The sequence below is a fragment of the Lysobacter sp. GX 14042 genome, assembly GCF_021390425.1.
Taxonomy (GTDB): domain Bacteria; phylum Pseudomonadota; class Gammaproteobacteria; order Xanthomonadales; family Xanthomonadaceae; genus Novilysobacter.
The window spans coordinates 83,882-102,372 of the sequence record NZ_JAJUWY010000007.1 but is presented as its reverse complement, the minus strand read 5'-3'; the positions used below and the strand labels follow the sequence as shown (position 1 = coordinate 102,372).

The window sequence follows — 18,491 nt, the reverse complement described above, 5'->3', positions numbered from 1 at the left end:
CGACGTGCTGGGCTATTACCTCAACCTTGCCCTGCGCAGCTTCCGCCGCAACAAGGTGCTCACTGCGTTGATGGTGTTGACCATCGCCGTCGGGATCGGCGCGACGATGACCACCCTCAGCGTCTATTTCGTGCTCTCCGGCGATCCGATCCCGCACAAGAGCGGCCAGCTGTTCCATCCACGGATGGATCCGCTGCCCGAACGCGAAAACCCCGATGCCGGGGTGGAATTGCCGGACCAGTTGACCCGTTTCGACGCCGAAGCCCTGCTGGAACACAAGCGGGGCGACCGCCAGGCACTGATGGCGGGCGGCAGCGTCACGGTCCTCCCGTCCGACCGGCTGGCCCTGCCGGTCCTCATGGGAGCCCGGTACACCTCTGCGGATTTCTTCCCCATGCTCGACGCGCCCCTGCTCCAGGGCCGCGCCTGGACTGCCGCGGAGGATGCGGCCCGGGCGCGGGTAGCCGTCATCAGCATCAGCCTGGCGGACACGCTGTTCGGCGACGACGACGCGGTCGGCCGCACGTTGCAACTCCCCCAGGGAACGCTCGAGATCATCGGCGTGCTGGACGACTGGCGCCTGGGCCCACGCTTCTATGCCCTCGGCGAGCGCTTCGGCGAGGGCGAGGATGTATTCCTGCCGTTCTCCACCTCGCGCGAGCTGCGGCTGGGAACCAACGGCGAGATGACGTGTTGGGGCGACACCAAGGAGCACGCCGAGGGCTCCCATGCCCTCAACGCGCCGTGCGCCTGGGTCAGCTATTGGGTGGAACTGGATTCGGTGCAGAAGGCCGCGGCCTACCGCGAATACCTGGAGCGGTACTCGCAGCAGCAGCGCGAAGCCGGCCGCTTCGAGCGCCCGGTCGACGTCCGCCTGCACGACGTGATGGATTGGCTGGACCACAAGCGGATCGTCCCCAATGACGTGCGGCTGCAGATGTGGCTGGCGTTCGGTTTCCTGCTGGTGTGCCTGGTCAATACCGTGGGCCTGTTGCTGGCCAAGTTCCTGCGTCGCAGTGGCGAGATCGGGGTGCGCCGGGCACTGGGGGCGAGCCGGGCGGAGATCTTCCGGCAATGCCTGGTCGAGGCCGGCGTGATCGGGATCGCGGGGGGCGTGCTGGGCCTGGGGTCCACCGCGATGGGGCTGTGGATCGTCCGCCAGCAACCCGACGACTACGCCCGGTTGGCGCAGCTCGACGGTTCGCTGTTGCTGCTCACCCTCGCGTTCGCCCTGGCGGCCAGCCTGTTCGCGGGCCTCCTGCCCGCTTGGCGGGCCATGCGGATTCCCCCTGCGCTGCAACTCAAATCCCAGTGACGCCATGAACATCCGCCCGATCCTTTCCTCCCTCCTGCGCCACAAGACCGCGGCCACGCTGATCGTCCTGGAGATCGCGCTGAGCTGCGCAATCATCTGCAACGCGGTGTTCCTGATCGTCGGCCGCGTGGAACACATGCAACGCTCCAGTGGCGTGGTCGAGGACGAGCTGGTCTACCTGAGCGTGAGCAGCATCGACCACGATGGCGACGGCCACGCGGCACGTATCGAAGACCTCACCGCACTGGCGGCGGTTCCCGGCGTGAAGTCTGCGTCCAGCATCAACCAGGTGCCCTACGGCGACATGTCCTGGTCGCTGGGCGTTTCACGGCCTTCGGATCCCCCGGTTTCGGTGGAGGGTGCGACCGGATACCTGGATGACGGGAACCTGTTCCCGACACTGGGCCTGCGGGTGGTAGAGGGCCGCGGATTCGAGCCCGGCGAATACCAGGACATGACGGCGATCTATGCGGAAGTCACCCCTTCGGTCGTCCTGACCCGGGCGCTCGCAGACGAGCTGTTTCCCGGCCAGTCCGCAGTCGGAAACACGGTTTCCGCCTGGGGGCCGGAGCCCAGCCGCGTGGTCGGCGTGATCGATGAGCTGATCGCGCCCGGTACCGGAAGGACGGCGAGGCAAGCGCACCAGGCCTTCATCGTCCCCATCAGGCCCGCCATGGGCCAGTACGTCCTGCGCACCGATCCGGATCGACGCGAGGACGTGCTGCAGGCCGCGGCCGTGGCATTGAGCTCGGTCAATCCCAATCGGCTCATCCACAAGCAGGAAACGATCGAACAGATGCGCCGGAACTTCCACAGCCGGGACCGTGCGGTCGTATGGCTGCTGATGGCGGTCTGCGTCTCGCTGCTCGCGGTGACCGCGTTCGGCATCGTCGGCTTGGCCAGCTTCTGGGTCCAGCAACGCACCCGGCAGATCGGCATCCGCCGGGCACTGGGGGCAACCCGGAGGCAGATCCTGCGGTACTTCCAGGCCGAGAACTTCCTGCTCAGTACCGCCGGCATCGTGGCCGGGATGCTGTTGGCCTACGGCGTCAACCAGTGGCTGATGAGCCAGTACGAACTGGCCCGGCTCCCGTTGTATTACCTGCCCGTCGGCGGAGCCGCGCTGTGGCTGCTCGGACAAGCCGCCGTGCTGGGCCCCGCCCGCCGCGCGGCGGCAGTCCCGCCGGCTGTGGCAACGCGCAGCGCCTGAACGTTACGGAGAGCACCGACGATGTTCACTTACTACCTCAACCTCGCCCTGCGCAGCTTCCGCCGCAATCGGGTGCTGACCGCGCTGATGGTGCTGGCGATCGCACTGGGCATCGGGGCCAGCATGACCACGCTGACGGTGTTCCGGGTGCTTTCCGGCGACCCGATCCCGCAAAAGAGCGAACGGCTGTTCGCGGTGCAGCTCGATCCCGAGCCGGCGGCCTACTACACGCCAGGCGAGGAGCCGGAGCAGCAGCTGACCCGCTTCGATGCCGAGGAACTGCTGCGGCAGGGCCGTGGCGAGCGGCAGGCGATGATGGTCGGCGGCGGGGTGATCATCGAGCCCGAGGCGAGCACGCTGAAGCCGTTCATCGATACCGCGCGCTACACCTCCGCCGATTTCTTTCCGATGTTCGAGGTTCCCTTCCGCCACGGCCAGGGCTGGTCCGCCACGGAGGACGAGGGCCGTGGCCGGGTGGCGGTGATCTCCGCGGCCCTCAACGACAAGCTGTTCGGTGGCGCCGACAGCACCGGCCGGAGCATCCGGATCGACGGCAATGCGCTGCGGGTGGTGGGGGTGCTGGACGAGTGGTCGCCCAGCCCGAAGTTCTACGACCTGAGCACCGGGGCCTATGGCCGCGACGAGCAGGTCTTCATTCCCTTCTCCACCGCGATGGAGCTGGAGCTGGGTACCAGCGGGACGACCAACTGCTTCGGCAACAGCCCGGTCAACGATTCCTCCGACCTCAACGCACCCTGTGCCTGGATCCAGTACTGGGTCGAGCTCGCGGACGCGGGACAGGCACGCGACTACAAGGCCTACCTGGACAACTACTCCGCGCAGCAGAAGGCGGGCGGGCGGTTCGAGCGCGAGCCCAACACCCGCCTGCGCAACGTCATGGCGTGGCTGGACCATCGCAACGTCGTGCCCGGCGACGTGCGCCTGCAGCTGTGGCTGGCGCTGGGCTTCCTGCTGGTGTGCCTGGTCAACACCGTCGGCCTGCTGTTGGCCAAGTTCCTGCGCCGCGGCGGCGAGATCGGCGTACGCCGGGCGCTGGGCGCCTCGCGCCGGGCGATCTTCGCCCAGTGCCTGGTCGAGGCCGGCACCGTCGGGCTGGCCGGCGGCGTGCTCGGCCTGGGCCTGGCGCTGCTGGGATTGTGGGCGGTGCGGCAACGTCCCGCCGGCTATGCCGAGCTTGCGCAGCTGGACGGTCCGATGCTGCTGTTCACCTTCGCGCTGGCCCTGTTCGCAAGCCTGGTCGCCGGGCTCCTGCCGGCCTGGCGGGCGATGCAGATCACCCCCGCCGTCCAGCTCAAGTCGCAGTAAGGCCATCGGAGGACAACCATGGAAATCCGCCCCATCCTCTCCACCCTGCTGCGCCACAAGACGGCCGCCGCGCTGATCGTGCTGGAGATCGCGTTCAGCTGCGCCATCGTCTGCAACGCGTTGTTCCTGATCACCGAGCGCATCGAGAACGTGTCCCGGCCCAGCGGCATCGCCGAGCAGCAACTGCTGCAGGTCCGCCTCAGCGGCATCGGTCCGGCCGACAACGCCGATGCACGCACCCGCGAGGACCTTGCGGCGCTGCGCGCGGTTCCCGGCGTGGCCGGCGTGACCCTGGTCAACCAGCTGCCGTTCTACAACAACTCGTCGAACTCCGGCCTCACGCTCACCCCCGACCAGGAGCGCGCAACGCTCAACGCCGCCCAGTACATGGCCTACGACGGCATGCTCGACACGCTGGGCATCCGCCTGTCGGCCGGGCGCGACTTCCTGCCCGGGGAATATGTCGACGGGAGTGTCATGGAGCAGGCCACCGACTACAGCGCACTGAGCAGTCCGGCCATCATCTCCGCCGCGGTGGCGGAAAAGATGTTTCCCGGCGGGGACGCCGTGGGCAGGACCGTCTATCTCGGCCCGATTCCCCTGACCGTGGTCGGGGTGGCGGAAACGCTGACCCGGCCCAACGGGGTCAATGGCGGGAACATGAGCTATTCCTTCGTCCTGCCGATCCGCCCCAACTACAACAACGGCGGCTTCTACATGCTCAGGGTCGATGACCCGGCACGGCGCGCGGAGGTGCTCAAGGCCGCCGTCGCGGCGCTGGAGCAGGTCGACCCCAATCGCCTGGTCCTGGACCAGCGCAGCTACAGCGAAATCCGCGAGCGCTTCTTCCGCAGCGACCGGGAGATGATCGGCCTGTTGCTGGTCGTCTGCGTGGCGCTGCTGGTGGTGACCGCGCTGGGCATCGTCGGCCTGGCCAGTTTCTGGGTCCAGCAGCGCAGCAAGCAGATCGGCATCCGCCGCGCACTCGGCGCCACCCGCAGCCAGATCCTGCGCTACTTCCAGACCGAGAACTTCCTGCTGGCGACGATCGGCATCGTGCTGGGGATGGTGCTGGCCTACGCCATCAACCTGGCGCTGATGGAGCGCTACGAGCTGGCGCGACTGCCGATGCTGTACCTGCCGGCCGGGGCAGTGGCCCTGTGGCTGCTCGGCCAGTTGGCGGTGCTCGGGCCGGCCCGGCGCGCCGCGGCGGTGCCGCCGGCGGTGGCCACGCGCAGCGCCTAGGATAGGCAGGATGCCCACCATCCTCGTCATCGACGACAACCCGGCGGTCGCCACCGCGCTGGAGGTGCTGTTCTCGCTGCACGACATCGAGACCCTGCATGCCGACTCGCCGGATGCCGGCCTGGAGCTGCTCGCCCGCGTGCCGGTCGACCTGGTGGTGCAGGACATGAACTTCCACGCCGACACCACCTCCGGCGACGAGGGCGTGGCGCTGTTCGGCCGGATCCATGCACGCCACCCGGACCTGCCGGTGGTGCTGCTGACCGCGTGGACACACCTGGAATCGGCGGTCGGGCTGATCAAGGCCGGTGCCAGCGACTACCTCGCCAAGCCCTGGGACGACGCCAAGCTCATGGCCACGGTCGGCAACCTGCTGGAGCTGTCGGCCAGCCGGCGCGAACTGGGTCGGCGCAGGGCCCGCGAGGACCGCGAGCGGCAGGCTCTGGAGCGGGACCACGAGCTGTGCGGAATGGTCTGGGCCGACCCGGCCAGCGGGCGCCTGCTGAGCCTGGCGGTCCAGGTCGCGCGCTCGGAGCTGCCGGTGCTGGTGACCGGCCCCAACGGCGCGGGCAAGGAGAAGATCGCGGCCATCGTGCACGCCAACTCGGCGGTGCGCACGGGCCCGTTCGTGGCGCTCAACTGCGGCGCCCTGCCGGCCGAGCTGATCGAGGCCGAGCTGTTCGGGGCCGAGGCCGGCGCCTACACCGGGGCCAACCGGGCCCGCGAGGGCAGGTTCGAGGCCGCCGACGGCGGGACCCTGTTCCTGGACGAGATCGGCAACCTTCCGCTGGCCGGCCAGGTCAAGCTGCTGCGCGTGCTGGAGACCGGGCGCTTCGAACGGCTGGGCTCCAGCCGCGAGCGCCAGGTGCGGGTACGCGTGGTCAGTGCGACCAACGCCGACCTGCCGGCACTGATCGCCGCGGGCCGGTTCCGCGAGGACCTGTACTACCGGCTCAATGCGGTCGAGCTGAAACTGCCGGCGCTGGCCGAACGGCCCGATGACATCCTGCCGCTGGCCCGCCACTTCCTGCCCGCGGGCAAGCGCCTGGGCCCGGCTGCCGAACAGGCCCTGCTGCGGCATCCATGGCCGGGCAACGTGCGCGAGCTGCGCAACGCGGTGCAGCGTGCCGCCCTGCTCTCGCCGGGCAGTGTGGTCGAGGCGGCGGCCCTGGGATTGCCCGGGGCGCCCCGCACCAGCGCCGCAACGGAACCCGATCCGGCGCAGATCGAGGCGGCGCTCGCGCGCCATGACGGCGTGCTGGCCCAGGCCGCGGCCGACCTGGGGCTGTCGCGCCAGGCGCTGTACCGGCGCATGGACAAGCTCGGCATGCGCCGCGGCTGATGCGCCTGGCACCGCTGTCGCTGGGAACCCGCCTGATCCTGCTGGTCGCCGGGTTCGTCGCCGCCTGCGCCCTGCTGGCCGCGTGGCTGACGACCTGGCTGCTGCCATGGGCCGCGGTTCTGGTCGCCGCGGCGCTGCTGCTGCCACCGCTGGGCGTTCTGCTGCAACGCCAGCTGGCCGGTGTCCGGGCGCTGCTTCGTGCATTGGCCGGCACCGTCACCAGCTACCGCGACGGCGACTACAGCTTCAGCATCCGCTGGGAAGGCCGCGGCGAGCTGCGCGAACTGGTCGAGGCCCACAATGAACTGGGCACCGTGTTGCGCGCCCAGCGCAACACTCTGGTCCAGCGCGAACTGCTGCTGGACACGGTGGTCCAGAACACTCCGGTGGCGATGGTGCTGCTGGATCCCCAGCATCGCGTGGTGCTCGGCAACCTCGCCGCGCGGCGCCTGCTCGGCGGGGGACGCCGGCTGGAGGGCCACGACTTCGATGCGCTCGCCGCGCAGACCCCGGAGGCCCTGCGCGAGGCCTTGGCCCGGGGCGGGGACGGCATGTTCAGCGTTGCCTACGGTGACGAGGAGGACATCTACCATCTCTCGCGTCGGCGCTTCCGCCTCAATGGCCGGCCGCACGAGCTGCTCCTGCTGAGGACACTGACCGCCGAACTGCGCCGCCAGGAAGTCCAGACCTGGAAGAAGGTGATCCGGGTGATCAGCCACGAGCTCAACAACTCGCTGGCGCCGATCGCCTCGCTGGCCCATTCCGGCGGCGAGCTGCTGCGACGCGGCCGGCTCGACCGCCTGCCCGATGCCCTGGCCACCATCGAGGAACGCGCACGCCATCTGGAAGGCTTCATCCGCGACTATGCGCGCTTCGCCAAGCTCCCCGCCCCCCGTCGCGAGCCGGTCTGCTGGGAGCGCTTCCTGCGCCAGTTGCGCAGCCAGGTCGGGTTCGCCGGCGAGCTGCCCGACCCCGGAGAGCAGGGCCGCTTCGATGCCGCGCAACTGGAGCAGGCCCTGATCAACCTGCTGCGCAACGCGCACGAGTCCGGATCCCCGGCCGACGAGGTGATCCTGCAGCTGCGCCGCACGGCGGATGGCTGGCGCATCGACGTGCTCGACCGCGGGCCGGGCATGAACGAGGCGGTGCTGTCGAACGCGCTGCTGCCGTTCTATTCCACCAAGCGCAGCGGCACCGGACTGGGCCTGGCGCTGGCGCGCGAGATCGCCGAAGCCCACGATGGTCGCATCGCCCTGGTCAACCGCCAGGGCGGCGGGCTGTGCGTATCGGTGGTGCTGCCGGATTGAGGGCGGGTCGGGGTCCGGACATCCGGTGCAATACGCCTGTGGCTATTGTGCCCTACTTTTTGCGCGGGCGCGTCCAACCCTCGACGACGCTCTGGCGCGAGCGGGCGACGGTGAGCTGGCCCGCGGGCGCCGGGCGGGTCACCACCGAGCCGGCGGCCACCGTCGCGTCCTTGCCGATGGTCAACGGCGCCACCAGCGAGGAGTTGGAGCCGATGAAGGCGCCATCCTCGATCGTGGTGCGCGACTTGTTCACCCCGTCGTAGTTGCAGGTGATGGTGCCGGCGCCGATGTTGACCTTGGCACCGACCACCGCATCGCCCAGGTAGGTCAGGTGGTTGGCCTTGCTGGCCACGCCCAGGGTGGTGTTCTTGGTCTCGACGAAGTTGCCGACGTGGGCGCCGTCGGCCAGCACGGTGCCCGGGCGCAGGCGGGCGAATGGGCCCACGGTCGCCGCGCCCTCCACCACCACCCCGTCCAGGTCGCAGTGCGCACGGACCTCGGTGCCCGCGCCCAGCTTCACGTTGCGTAGCCGGCAGAACGGGCCGATCCGCACGCCCTCGGCCAGCTCCACGTGGCCTTCGAGCACCACGTCGACGTCGATCTCGACATCGCCACCGGTGACGCGGACCTCGCCGCGCACGTCCAGCCGCGCCGGATCGGCCAGCCGCGCGCCGGCCAGGCACAGGCGGCGCGCGAGGCGGCGCTGGCATTCGCGCTCGAGCTGGGCCAGTTGCCAGGGATCGTTGGCGCCCTCGGTTTCCACCGGATCGTCGATGTGGACCATCTCGGCGGCATTGAACTCGTCCGCGGCGGCCGCGAACACGTCGGTCAGGTAGTACTCGCCCTGTGCATTGTCGTTGCCCAGGTGGTCCAGCCAGCGGCGCAGCGGCTCGCTGTCGGCGACCAGGATGCCGGTGTTGACGGTGTTGATGGACTTCTGCTCGTCGCTGGCGTCCTTTTCCTCGATGATCCGGGCGACATTGCCTTCGGCATTGCGCAGGACCCGGCCGTATCCGGCAGGGTCGTCCAGGTCGGCGACCAGAACGGTCAGCCGGCCCGGCACGTCGAGCATCCGGCGCAGGGTATCGGCCCGGATCAGCGGCACGTCGCCGTACAGCACCAGCACCCGCGCGTCCTGCGGCACCTGGCGCATCGCCTGCCGCACCGCGTGGCCGGTACCCAGGCGCTCGCGCTGCTCGGCCCACTGCAGGTCCGGCTGGTCGGCAAACGCCTCGCGCACGGCATCCCCGCCATGGCCGTAGACGATGTGGATGGCACCCGGCTGCAGCTCGCGCGCGGCATCGACCACGTGGCCAAGCATCGGCTTGCCGGCCACCTTCTGCAGGACCTTGGGCAGGGCGGACTTCATCCGCTTGCCCTCGCCGGCGGCGAGGATGACAACGTGCAGTGGCAGCGACATGGCGTTGGCGAACAGCAGGACGGGAGGTGGATTCTACCGGCTGCGCCCCTGCTAGGATGCGCCGGTGCCGTCCACCCTGCCCAATGCCCGCTCCGCGCCGTGTGATCGCCTGCCGCCCCTGGCGGGAGGCACGCAGTGAGCCTCGGTCGCCAGGGCCGCCACTACCTGTTGTTCGGCGGCATCCAGTGGCTGCTGGACTGGGCGGTGATGGTCACGCTCAGCCACGTCGGCATTCCGGTCCGCCAGGCCAACGTGGCCGGGCGGGTGTGCGGCGCGCTGATCGGCTTCTGGCTCAACGGCCGGGTGACCTTCGCCGGTGAGGACACCGCGCTGGGCCGGGTGCAGTTCGTGCGCTTCGCGCTGCTGTGGCTGGCGACCACACTCCTGAGCACGTGGCTGGTCGGCAACGTCGACGACTACCTGGGGCTGAAGTGGGCATGGCTGGCCAAGCCGCTGGTCGAGGTCGCGCTGGGGCTGCTCGGCTTCATGGTTTCCCGGCACTGGGTCTACCGGCGCTGAGCCGCGCGGCCAGCAGTGGCTCCAGTGGCAGGGCGTGCACGGTGCCGCGGTGGCCGTGGACGGTGCGGGCGCGGAACATGGAGTTGAGGATCGCCTCCTCGGTGGCTTCGGCGACGGCCTGGAACAGCGGGCTCATCGCCCCGTTGGACAGCCGCTCCAGCGCGTGGCGCTCCCGGTCCAGCGGCAGCCGGGCAGATTCGGCGGTACTGAAGGCGATGACGTAATCGCCGGAGCCGTTGGACATCGTGGAGCCGGTGCGTCCCAGGCCGACCAGCGCACGTGAGGCGAGCCTTTCCAGCCCCCGGGCATCGAGCGGCGCGTCGGTGGCGACCACGATCATGATGCTGCCGTCGCCCGCGTGCGGGGGGCAGCCGCCGGCGTCGCAGGTGGCCGGATCCGGCAGCAGTCCACGCGCGGGGCGTCCGCCGACCACCAGCTCGCCACCGAAGTTGCTCTGCACCAGCACCCCGACGGTGTGGCCGCCCGGGACCACCCTCGAGCTGGTGCCGATGCCGCCCTTCCAGCCGAACGCGACGGTGCCGGTCCCGGCTCCGATCGCGCCTTCGTCCACGTTCGAGGTGCTGGCACCCTCCAGCGCGGCGACCACATGCGCCGGAGTGATCGGCCGGGCGCGGATGTCGCTGAGATAGCCGTCGTTGGTCTCGCCCACCACCGGGTTGAGCGAGCGCACCTGTTCCATGCCGGGCCGCGCCAGCATCCAGTCCACCAGCGCATCGGCGGCGCGCCAGACGCTGAGGGTGCCGGTGAGCAGGACCGGTGTTTCCAGTTCGCCCAGTTCACGTACCTGGGTGACGCCGAGCAGCTTGCCGTAGCCGTTGCCGACGTGGATCGCCGCCGGCACGCGCTCGCGGTACGGGTCGCCGCCGTGCGGGAGGATCGCGGTGACGCCGGTGCGGATGTCGCCACCGTCGATGACCGTGGTGTGGCCGACGGCCACGCCGCGCACGTCGACCAAGGCATTGAGCGGGCCGGTGGGCAGGCTGCCGATCACGATCCCGGCCTCGCGCGCCCGCGGCCGTTCGCCTTCCAGCCTATGCTGCGTCCCGGCCGGGGACCGTGCCGCCGCCACCGGCACCAGCATCGCCAGCACCACGGCTGCCACCGCCACTGTCGCGCACCTGCCCATCGCCCCGCTCCCAAGCCCTGGAAACGCGAAACTAGGCGCCACGCCCTGCCTGTGCAAGCGATCTCCCGGAATGAATGCCGGAAACAACGACGCCGGCACAAGGCCGGCGTCGAGGTACCACGGCGGGAGGCGCCGCGATCAGTGCTTCATGTTGCGGCGCAGCCGCTCCAGTGCCTGCAGCTGGGCCATGACCTCGGCCATGCGGGCCTGGGCCTCGGCGGCCTCCATCGGCTCCGGACGCCCGGCCAGGATGCGCTCGGCCTCTTCCTTGGCGGCGCGGACCGCGGCCTCGTCGATTTCGTCGGCGCGCACCGCGGTGTCGGCCAGGACCGTCACCACCTGCGGCTGCACCTCGAGGATGCCGCCGCTGACGGCGATGTCGATCTGCTCGCCACCCGGCAGGGTGACCACGACCTTGCCCGGCTTCAGGCGGGTGATCAGCGGCGCGTGGCGGGCGACGATGCCCAGCTCACCCAGCTCGCCGGTGGCGACGAGCATTTCGGCGTCGCCACGGAAGATCTCGTCCTCGGCACTGACGATGTCGCAACGGAATGTGGTGCTGGCCATGTGCTTTCCTGTCCAATTCCCCTTCTCCCGCGAGCGGGAGAAGGAAGGTCAATCACGCCTTCTCGGTCATCTTGTTGGCCTTCTCGACGGCTTCCTCGATGCTGCCGACCATGTAGAACGCCTGCTCCGGCAGGTGGTCGTACTCGCCCTCGACGATGCCCTTGAAGCCGCGGATGGTGTCCTTGAGCGACACGTACTTGCCCGGCGAGCCGGTGAAGACCTCGGCGACGTGGAACGGCTGGCTGAAGAAGCGCTCGATCTTGCGCGCCCGCGACACGGCCTGCTTGTCCTCTTCCGACAGCTCGTCCATGCCCAGGATCGCGATGATGTCCTTGAGCTCCTTGTACTTCTGCAGGATCGACTGGACCTTGCGCGCGACCTCGTAGTGCTCGGTGCCGATCACGTTCGGGTCGAGCTGGCGCGAGGTGGAGTCCAGCGGGTCGACCGCCGGGTAGATGCCCAGCGAGGCGATGTTGCGGCTCAGCACGACGGTGGCGTCGAGGTGGGCGAAGGTGGTCGCCGGCGACGGGTCGGTCAGGTCGTCCGCAGGCACGTACACGGCCTGGATCGAGGTGATCGAACCGGTCTTGGTCGAGGTGATGCGCTCCTGCAGCACGCCCATTTCCTCGGCCAGGGTCGGCTGGTAGCCCACCGCCGACGGCATGCGGCCCAGCAGCGCGGACACCTCGGTGCCGGCCAGGGTGTAGCGGTAGATGTTGTCGACGAACAGCAGCACGTCGCGGCCCTTGCCGGAGGCGTCCTTCTCGTCGCGGAAGTACTCGGCCATGGTCAGGCCGGTCAGCGCGACGCGCAGGCGGTTGCCCGGCGGCTCGTTCATCTGGCCGTAGACCATCGCCACCTTGTCGAGGACGTTGGAGTCCTTCATCTCGTGGTAGAAGTCGTTGCCCTCGCGGGTCCGCTCGCCCACCCCGGCGAACACCGACAGGCCCTCGTGCGCCTTGGCGATGTTGTTGATCAGCTCCATCATGTTGACGGTCTTGCCCACGCCGGCGCCGCCGAACAGGCCGACCTTGCCGCCCTTGGCGAACGGGCACATCAGGTCGATGACCTTGATGCCGGTCTCCAGCAGCTCGTTGGCCGCGGACTGGTCCTCGTAGGACGGCGCGTCGCGGTGGATCTCCCATTCGGCCGAGGCGTCGACCGGGCCGGCCTCGTCGATCGGGCGGCCCAACACGTCCATGATCCGGCCCAGGGTGCCGGTGCCGACCGGCACCGAGATGCCGCGGCCGGTGTTGTTGGCCACCAGGTTGCGCTTGAGGCCGTCGGTCGAGCCCAGTGCGATCGAACGGACCACGCCGTCGCCGAGCTGCTGCTGGACTTCCAGCGTGATTTCGGTGTTCTCGACCTTCAGCGCGTCGTACACGTTGGGCACCGCGTCACGCGGGAACTCGACGTCGACGACGGCACCGATGATCTGGACGATCTTGCCCTGGCTCATTGTGGTTTCCTCGAAATGTGGATCAGACCGCGGCGGCGCCGCCGACGATCTCGGAGATTTCCTGGGTGATCGCCGCCTGGCGGGCCTTGTTGTAGACCAGCTGCAGGTTGTCGATCAGCTTGTTGGCGTTGTCCGAGGCGGCCTTCATGGCGACCATGCGCGCGGCATGCTCGGACGCCACGTTCTCGAGCACCGCCTGGTAGACCAGCGACTCGATGTAGCGGGTGAGCACGTGGTCGAGCACGGTGGCCGGGTCCGGCTCGTACAGGTAGTCCCAGTCGTGCGGGGCGACGGCTTCATCCGACGGCGGCAGCGGCAGCAGCTGGTCGAAGGTCGGCCGCTGGGTCATCGCGTTGATGAAGTCGTTGTAGCAGAGGTAGACCCGGTCGATCTCGCCCCTGGTGTAGCCGTCGAGCACGGTGCCGATGACGCCGATCAGCTGCTCCAGCTTCGGGGTGTCGCCCAGGTGGGTGACCGAGGCGCGGATGTTGACCTTGACCCGGCGGAAGAACACCGAGGCCTTCTGGCCGATGGTCACCAAGTCGACCTCGACCCCCTGCTCCTGCCACTTGGCGAACTCGCCCAGCAGGCGGCGGAACATGTTGTTGTTCAGCCCGCCGGCCAGGCCGCGGTCGGAGGAGATGATCACGTAGCCGACCCGCTTCACCGAGCCGCGCTCGACCATGTACGGATGGCGGTAGTCGGTGTTCGCCTGGGCGAGGTGGCCGATGACCTGCTTCATGACCCGCGCGTAGGGGCGCGAGGTCTTCATGCGCTCCTGAGCCTTGCGGATCTTGGAGGCGGAGACCATCTCGAGCGCGCGCGTCACCTTGCGGGTGTTCTGCACGCTCTTGATCTTCGTCTTGATTTCGCGGCCACCGGCCATGTTATTCCTCCCGTCTACCCGAGCTGCTGCTTACCAGGTGCCGGTCTTCTTGAAGTCCTCGATCCCGGCCTTGAAGCTGGCCTCGATCTCGTCGTTCCACGCGCCGCTGGTGTTGATCTTCTCCAGCAGCCCGCCCTGGGTATTGGCGAAGTGGGCGTGCAGGCCCTCCTCGAAGGCGCCGATCTTGTTCACCGGCACGTCGTCGAGGTAGCCCTCGTTGACGGCGTAGATCGACACCGCCTGCAGCGCGATCGGCAGCGGCGCGTACTGCTTCTGCTTCATCAGCTCGGTGACCCGCTGGCCGCGCTCGAGCTGCTTGCGGGTGGCCTCGTCCAGGTCGGACGCGAACTGGGCGAACGCCGCCAGCTCACGGTACTGGGCGAGCGCGATGCGGATGCCGCCGGACAGCTTCTTGATGATCTTGGTCTGGGCCGCGCCACCGACGCGCGACACCGAGATGCCGGCGTTCACGGCCGGGCGGATGCCGGCGTTGAACAGGTCGGTTTCCAGGAAGATCTGCCCGTCGGTGATCGAAATCACGTTGGTTGGAACGAACGCGGAGACGTCGCCGGCCTGGGTCTCGATGATCGGCAGCGCGGTCAGCGAACCGGTCTGGCCCTTGACCTCGCCGTTGGTGAACTTCTCGACGTACTCCTCGGACACGCGCGCGGCGCGCTCGAGCAGGCGGGAGTGCAGGTAGAACACGTCGCCCGGGTACGCCTCGCGGCCCGGCGGGCGGCGCAGCAGCAGCGAGATCTGGCGGTAGGCCACGGCCTGCTTGGACAGGTCGTCGTAGACGATCAGCGCGTCCTGGCCGCGGTCCATGAAGTACTCGCCCATGGTGCAGCCGGCGTAGGCGCTGATGTACTGCATCGCGGCCGACTCCGACGCCGTGGCGGCGACCACGATGGTGTGCGCCATCGCCCCGTTCTCTTCCAGCTTGCGCACGATGTTGGCGACGGTCGAGGCCTTCTGGCCGATCGCCACGTACACGCACTTGATGCCGGTGCCCTTCTGGTTGATCACCGCGTCGATCGCCATCGCGGTCTTGCCGGTCTGGCGGTCGCCGATGACCAGCTCGCGCTGGCCGCGGCCGATCGGGATCATCGAGTCGACCGACTTGTAGCCGGTCTGCACCGGCTGGTCGACCGACTTGCGCCAGATCACGCCCGGCGCCACGCGCTCCACCGGCGCGGTCAGCTCGGTGCCGATCGGGCCCTTGCCGTCGATCGGCTCGCCCAGGGCGTTGACCACGCGGCCCAGCAGCTCCGGACCGACCGGCACCTCGAGGATGCGGCCGGTGGTGCGGGCGGTGTCGCCCTCGCCCAGGTGCTCGTAGTCACCCAGGACCACGGCGCCGACCGAGTCGCGCTCCAGGTTGAGCGCCAGGGCGTAGGTCGGGTGGCCCTGCGCGGTGGCGGGCAGCTCGATCATCTCGCCCTGCATCACGTCGGCCAGGCCGTGGATGCGCACGATGCCGTCGGCGACCGAGGTCACCGTGCCCTCGTTGCGCGCCTCGGCGGACAGGCCGACCTTCTCGATGCGGGTCTTGATCAGTTCGCTGATTTCGGACGGGTTGAGCTGCGTGGTTGCCATGTTCGTTTCCAATGTAGGGCGGGCCGCGACCCGCCATCACGGTCGGCAGGCGCGGGGCCCGCCGGGTGAGTGCCAATCAGTTTGCGAGCGCGTTCTGCATGCGCTGGAGCTTGCCGCGCAGCGAGCCGTCGATGACGGTATCGCCGGCGTCGATCACCGCGCCGCCGATCAACCCGGGGTCGACCGCGGTCTCCACCTCGACCTCCCGGCCGAAGCGCCGGCGCAGGGCGGCGACCAGGCCCTCGAGCTCCGCCGGCGCCAGCGCCGCGGCCGAGGTGATGCGCGCCTTGACCACCTGCTCGGCGTCGGCGCGCAGCTGCTCGTACAGCCCGGAGATCTCCGGCAGCAGCGCCAGGCGGCCGTTGTCGGCCAGTTCGTCGACGAAGCGGCCGAACGCCTCGTCGGCGCCATCGGCCAGCAGCGTACGGGCGTCCCGGGGACGCAGCCGCGGGTCACCCAGCAGCACCGCGACGCCGGGGTCGGCGGCGATGCGGGCGGCCAGTGCCAGCGACTGCGACCAGGCCTCGGCGTGGCCGGCGTCGCGCGCCACCGCATGGGCGGCGCGGGCGTAGGGGCGGGCGAGGGTCAGGGCTTCGCTCATGCTCAGATCTCGGCTGCCAGCTCGTCCAGCAGCGCCTTGTGGGCACCGGCGTCGATCTCGCGACGCAGGACCTTCTCGGCACCGGTGACGGCGAGCACGGCAACCTGCTGGCGCAGCTGCTCGCGCGCACGGTTGGCGGCGACGTCGATCTCGGCCTGGGCCAGTTCCTTCTGCCGGGTGGCCTCGGCGACGGCTTCGTTGCGGGCCTGCTCGATGATCTGGCTGGCACGCTGGTGTGCCTGGTCGATCACCTCGTTGGCCTTGGTGCGCGCGTCGCGCATCGCCGCGTCGACCTGCTCCTGCGCCTGCGCGAGGTCCTTCTGGCTGCGTTCGGCAGCTGCCAGGCCCTCGGCGATCTTCTTCTGGCGCTCCTCGATGGCATTGAGCAACGGCGGCCAGATAAAGGTGGCGATCAGCCAGATCAGCGCGGCGAAGGCCAGCGCCTGTGCGATTAGGGTCAGATTGATGCTCATCGGCTTTCGCTATCTCTCGCGTGGGGTGGGCATGGGCCCGGGGTCGCCGGCCGGGGCATCCGCCGCCGGCCGGGTCTCACGCGTGGATCAGACGCCCGCCTGGGCCAGCAGCGGGGTGATGAACGGGCTGGCGAAGGCGAACAGCAGGCCGATCGCGACCGAGATGATGAACGCGGCGTCGATCAGGCCGGCGGTGATGAACATGCGGACCTGCAGCACCGGGATCAGCTCCGGCTGGCGCGCGGCCGACTCCAGGAACTTGCCGGACATGATGGCCAGGCCGAGGCCGGCGCCCAGCGCGGCGAGGCCGATCATGAGGCCGACACCGAGGGCGGTCGAAGCCTGGACCTGGGCGAGGGTGGCGAGGATGGTTTCCATGGTTATCTCCGAGCGATGGTGCTTGATGGTTGAACGAAGGGTTGGAGGGTGAAGCAGGTACTCAGTGCGAGTCTTCGACCAGACTCAGGTAGACGATCGACAGCATCATGAAGATGAACGCCTGCAGCGGCACGACCAGGATGTGGAAGATCATCCAGCCCAAGCCGAACACCGCGCCGCCGAGCATGCCCAGGATGCTGGCACCGCCAAGCACCCAGATCAGCAGGAACACGATCTCGCCGCCGAACATGTTGCCGAACAGTCGCATCGCCAGCGAAACCGGCTTGCTGACCCACTCGACGACGTTGAGGATCAGGTTGAACGGCATCATCCACTTGCCGAAGGGCGCGGTCAGAAAGCCCTTGGTGAAGCCGCCGAAGCCCTGCGACCTGATCGCGAAGAACAGCATCAGGAAGAACACGCTGATCGACATGCCGAGCGTGGCGTTCACGTCGGCGGTCGGCACCGGCTTCCAGTTGTGCACGCCCACCAGCTCGAGCGGCTTGGAAATGAAGTCGGCCGGGATGAACTTGAGCATGTTCATCAGCAGGATCCAGAAGAACAGGGTGATCGCGATCGGCGTCACCAGCTTGCTCGGGCCGCGATAGGTGTCCTTGGCCTGGCGGTCGATGAACTCGAGCAGGATCTCGACGAACGCCTGCCACTTGCCCGGCACCCCGGCGGTCGGCTTGCGGGTCGCCATCCAGAACATGAACACCATCAGCAGGCCCATCAGGACCGAGCTGACCAGGGTGTCCACGTGGATCGCCCAGAACGGACCGCCGTCCCCGACCTGGCTGGTCAGGTTCTGCAGGTGGTGCTGGATGTAGCTGGTGGGAGTGAGTTCCTCGGCCGCCATTTGTCTGAATCCCTGCATGAAAGCTACCGGCTGGCCAGCGCCAGCACCTGGACGACGAGCGCAACCAGCACGCCCGACAGAACCCCCAGCGGCGGCAGGCCGCCGAGGCCGATGCCCAGCGCAAGCACGCCGAACACCAGGACCCACTTCAGCATCGCCCCTGCAAGCAGCCGCGCCAGCGCGCCAGCCGCAGGAGCCACGCCCCCGCCGAGCGAAACCCGCCCCGACAGCCAACCGCCCGCCGCGACCGCCAGGCCGCCCAGCAGCGCACCCAGCGCCTGCGGCACGCTGAAGGCGATGAATGCAAGGGCCAGCAGCGCCGTCGCGCCCGCCTGCCAGGCGGTCGCGCGCAACGCCAGCCGGCGGCCTGCGAACGTCGGATCGTGCACGCTGGACTCGTCGTCTGGGAAGCCGGGCGCAGGAGGTGCTCGCCCGGTGAAGCCGCAGAATTATAAAGGTCCCCGGCAGCGGCGGCAACCGGACACGGGGAGGCAGGTTCAACCGTGGCTAAATGATAATGATTATCACTTGAGGCAAGCGTGCGGAGGGCGGATACTGGCTTCCGAACCCCTACAGGACACTGACATGGTGAAGACAGCGAGCTTTGCCGCCGTGCACTTCACGGTCGCCTTCTGCGTCGGCACCGCCCTCACCGGAAACCCTTGGGTCGGCGGGACGCTGGCGCTGGTCGAACCGGCCTGCAATACGGTGGCGTACTACTTCCACGAGAAATTCTGGAAGCGCCGCGAGGCGCGACGCCTCGACAAGGCTGAATCCCTGAAAACAGCAGGCACCGGAGTGGAACCTTCGCTCCCGGCGGCGGTCTGACGTCCTGCCCGCC

The 18,491-nt window shown here is 69.0% G+C and carries 18 protein-coding genes and 1 pseudogene; 8 read left to right on the top strand and 11 right to left on the bottom strand.

What is annotated here, in order from left to right:
• The first annotated feature begins 4 nt into the window (after positions 1 to 4).
• From LY625_RS10725 to LY625_RS10695, 6 genes and pseudogenes are all read left to right on the top strand, one after another.
• On the top strand, positions 5 to 1,315 hold the full coding sequence (locus LY625_RS10725; RefSeq protein WP_233740196.1) for an ABC transporter permease: 1,311 nt from the start codon (positions 5 to 7) through the stop codon (positions 1,313 to 1,315).
• A 4-nt stretch (positions 1,316 to 1,319) separates the two neighbouring features.
• The gene (locus LY625_RS10720; RefSeq protein WP_233740195.1) at positions 1,320 to 2,525 is read left to right on the top strand and encodes an FtsX-like permease family protein; all 1,206 of its coding nucleotides are present in this window, start codon (positions 1,320 to 1,322) and stop codon (positions 2,523 to 2,525) included.
• Positions 2,526 to 2,546: 21 nt separating this feature from the next.
• Positions 2,547 to 3,851, top strand: a complete 1,305-nt coding sequence (locus LY625_RS10715) for an ABC transporter permease (RefSeq protein ID WP_233740194.1) — start codon at positions 2,547 to 2,549, stop codon at positions 3,849 to 3,851.
• Positions 3,852 to 3,869: 18 nt separating this feature from the next.
• Positions 3,870 to 5,096, top strand: a complete 1,227-nt coding sequence (locus LY625_RS10710) for an FtsX-like permease family protein (protein ID WP_233740193.1) — start codon at positions 3,870 to 3,872, stop codon at positions 5,094 to 5,096.
• A gap of 10 nt (positions 5,097 to 5,106) precedes the next feature.
• Entirely contained in the window at positions 5,107 to 6,438 is a 1,332-nt protein-coding gene (locus tag LY625_RS10705) for a sigma-54 dependent transcriptional regulator (RefSeq protein WP_343223484.1), read from the top strand.
• Positions 6,369 to 7,745: pseudogene (locus tag LY625_RS10695) on the top strand (HAMP domain-containing sensor histidine kinase); the annotation flags it as partial. The gene LY625_RS10705 and the pseudogene LY625_RS10695, both read left to right, overlap by 70 nt.
• Before the next feature lie 52 nt (positions 7,746 to 7,797).
• On the opposite strand, the gene glmU reads toward LY625_RS10695, so the two are convergent.
• Entirely contained in the window at positions 7,798 to 9,165 is a 1,368-nt protein-coding gene (gene glmU / locus LY625_RS10690) for a bifunctional UDP-N-acetylglucosamine diphosphorylase/glucosamine-1-phosphate N-acetyltransferase GlmU (RefSeq protein ID WP_233740191.1), read from the bottom strand.
• Positions 9,166 to 9,300: 135 nt separating this feature from the next.
• Here glmU and LY625_RS10685 point away from each other — a divergent pair, with 135 nt between their 5' ends.
• The gene (locus LY625_RS10685; protein WP_233740190.1) at positions 9,301 to 9,684 is read left to right on the top strand and encodes a GtrA family protein; all 384 of its coding nucleotides are present in this window, start codon (positions 9,301 to 9,303) and stop codon (positions 9,682 to 9,684) included.
• Here LY625_RS10685 and LY625_RS10680 read toward each other — a convergent pair.
• The 10 genes from LY625_RS10680 to LY625_RS10635 form a co-directional block, all read right to left on the bottom strand.
• Positions 9,650 to 10,813 carry a P1 family peptidase gene (locus tag LY625_RS10680; RefSeq protein WP_233740189.1) on the bottom strand — a complete coding sequence of 388 codons (1,164 nt, stop codon included), beginning with the start codon at positions 10,811 to 10,813 and terminating at the stop codon, positions 9,650 to 9,652. The genes LY625_RS10685 and LY625_RS10680 overlap by 35 nt on opposite strands.
• A gap of 156 nt (positions 10,814 to 10,969) precedes the next feature.
• On the bottom strand, positions 10,970 to 11,398 hold the full coding sequence (locus LY625_RS10675; RefSeq protein WP_233740188.1) for a F0F1 ATP synthase subunit epsilon: 429 nt from the start codon (positions 11,396 to 11,398) through the stop codon (positions 10,970 to 10,972).
• Positions 11,399 to 11,450: 52 nt separating this feature from the next.
• On the bottom strand, positions 11,451 to 12,857 hold the full coding sequence (gene atpD, locus LY625_RS10670; RefSeq protein WP_233740187.1) for a F0F1 ATP synthase subunit beta: 1,407 nt from the start codon (positions 12,855 to 12,857) through the stop codon (positions 11,451 to 11,453).
• A gap of 22 nt (positions 12,858 to 12,879) precedes the next feature.
• Positions 12,880 to 13,743, bottom strand: coding sequence for a F0F1 ATP synthase subunit gamma (atpG, locus tag LY625_RS10665; protein WP_233740186.1), 864 nt, complete (start codon positions 13,741 to 13,743; stop codon positions 12,880 to 12,882).
• A 30-nt stretch (positions 13,744 to 13,773) separates the two neighbouring features.
• Entirely contained in the window at positions 13,774 to 15,339 is a 1,566-nt protein-coding gene (atpA, locus tag LY625_RS10660; protein ID WP_233740185.1) for a F0F1 ATP synthase subunit alpha, read from the bottom strand.
• Between the two features lie 76 nt (positions 15,340 to 15,415).
• Positions 15,416 to 15,940: a F0F1 ATP synthase subunit delta gene (locus tag LY625_RS10655; protein ID WP_233740184.1), complete on the bottom strand. Its 525-nt coding sequence runs from the start codon at positions 15,938 to 15,940 to the stop codon at positions 15,416 to 15,418.
• Between the two features lie 2 nt (positions 15,941 to 15,942).
• Entirely contained in the window at positions 15,943 to 16,413 is a 471-nt protein-coding gene (locus tag LY625_RS10650) for a F0F1 ATP synthase subunit B (protein ID WP_233740183.1), read from the bottom strand.
• An 87-nt stretch (positions 16,414 to 16,500) separates the two neighbouring features.
• Positions 16,501 to 16,791 carry a F0F1 ATP synthase subunit C gene (atpE, locus tag LY625_RS10645; protein ID WP_233740182.1) on the bottom strand — a complete coding sequence of 97 codons (291 nt, stop codon included), beginning with the start codon at positions 16,789 to 16,791 and terminating at the stop codon, positions 16,501 to 16,503.
• Positions 16,792 to 16,852: 61 nt separating this feature from the next.
• The gene (gene atpB / locus LY625_RS10640) at positions 16,853 to 17,650 is read right to left on the bottom strand and encodes a F0F1 ATP synthase subunit A (protein WP_233740181.1); all 798 of its coding nucleotides are present in this window, start codon (positions 17,648 to 17,650) and stop codon (positions 16,853 to 16,855) included.
• 23 nt (positions 17,651 to 17,673) lie between these two features.
• Complete coding sequence (locus LY625_RS10635) at positions 17,674 to 18,039, bottom strand: ATP synthase subunit I (RefSeq protein WP_233740180.1); 366 nt, start codon at positions 18,037 to 18,039, stop codon at positions 17,674 to 17,676.
• Positions 18,040 to 18,235: 196 nt separating this feature from the next.
• Here LY625_RS10635 and LY625_RS10630 point away from each other — a divergent pair, with 196 nt between their 5' ends.
• On the top strand, positions 18,236 to 18,478 hold the full coding sequence (locus tag LY625_RS10630) for a DUF2061 domain-containing protein (protein ID WP_233740179.1): 243 nt from the start codon (positions 18,236 to 18,238) through the stop codon (positions 18,476 to 18,478).
• Positions 18,479 to 18,491: the final 13 nt, after the last annotated feature.

Bases quoted from the DNA above. Each gene is read 5' to 3' on its own strand.
- atpA (WP_233740185.1), bottom strand. From the start codon at position 15,339: ATGGCAACCACGCAGCTCAACCCGTCCGAAATCAGCGAACTGATCAAG.
- LY625_RS10650 (WP_233740183.1), bottom strand. From the start codon at position 16,413: ATGAGCATCAATCTGACCCTAATCGCACAGGCGCTGGCCTTCGCCGCG.
- LY625_RS10720 (WP_233740195.1), top strand. From the start codon at position 1,320: ATGAACATCCGCCCGATCCTTTCCTCCCTCCTGCGCCACAAGACCGCG.
- atpB (WP_233740181.1), bottom strand. From the start codon at position 17,650: ATGGCGGCCGAGGAACTCACTCCCACCAGCTACATCCAGCACCACCTG.
- LY625_RS10710 (WP_233740193.1), top strand. From the start codon at position 3,870: ATGGAAATCCGCCCCATCCTCTCCACCCTGCTGCGCCACAAGACGGCC.
- atpE (WP_233740182.1), bottom strand. From the start codon at position 16,791: ATGGAAACCATCCTCGCCACCCTCGCCCAGGTCCAGGCTTCGACCGCC.
- LY625_RS10630 (WP_233740179.1), top strand. From the start codon at position 18,236: ATGGTGAAGACAGCGAGCTTTGCCGCCGTGCACTTCACGGTCGCCTTC.
- LY625_RS10715 (WP_233740194.1), top strand. From the start codon at position 2,547: ATGTTCACTTACTACCTCAACCTCGCCCTGCGCAGCTTCCGCCGCAAT.
- glmU (WP_233740191.1), bottom strand. From the start codon at position 9,165: ATGTCGCTGCCACTGCACGTTGTCATCCTCGCCGCCGGCGAGGGCAAG.
- LY625_RS10675 (WP_233740188.1), bottom strand. From the start codon at position 11,398: ATGGCCAGCACCACATTCCGTTGCGACATCGTCAGTGCCGAGGACGAG.
- atpD (WP_233740187.1), bottom strand. From the start codon at position 12,857: ATGAGCCAGGGCAAGATCGTCCAGATCATCGGTGCCGTCGTCGACGTC.
- atpG (WP_233740186.1), bottom strand. From the start codon at position 13,743: ATGGCCGGTGGCCGCGAAATCAAGACGAAGATCAAGAGCGTGCAGAAC.
- LY625_RS10655 (WP_233740184.1), bottom strand. From the start codon at position 15,940: ATGAGCGAAGCCCTGACCCTCGCCCGCCCCTACGCCCGCGCCGCCCAT.
- LY625_RS10705 (WP_343223484.1), top strand. From the start codon at position 5,107: ATGCCCACCATCCTCGTCATCGACGACAACCCGGCGGTCGCCACCGCG.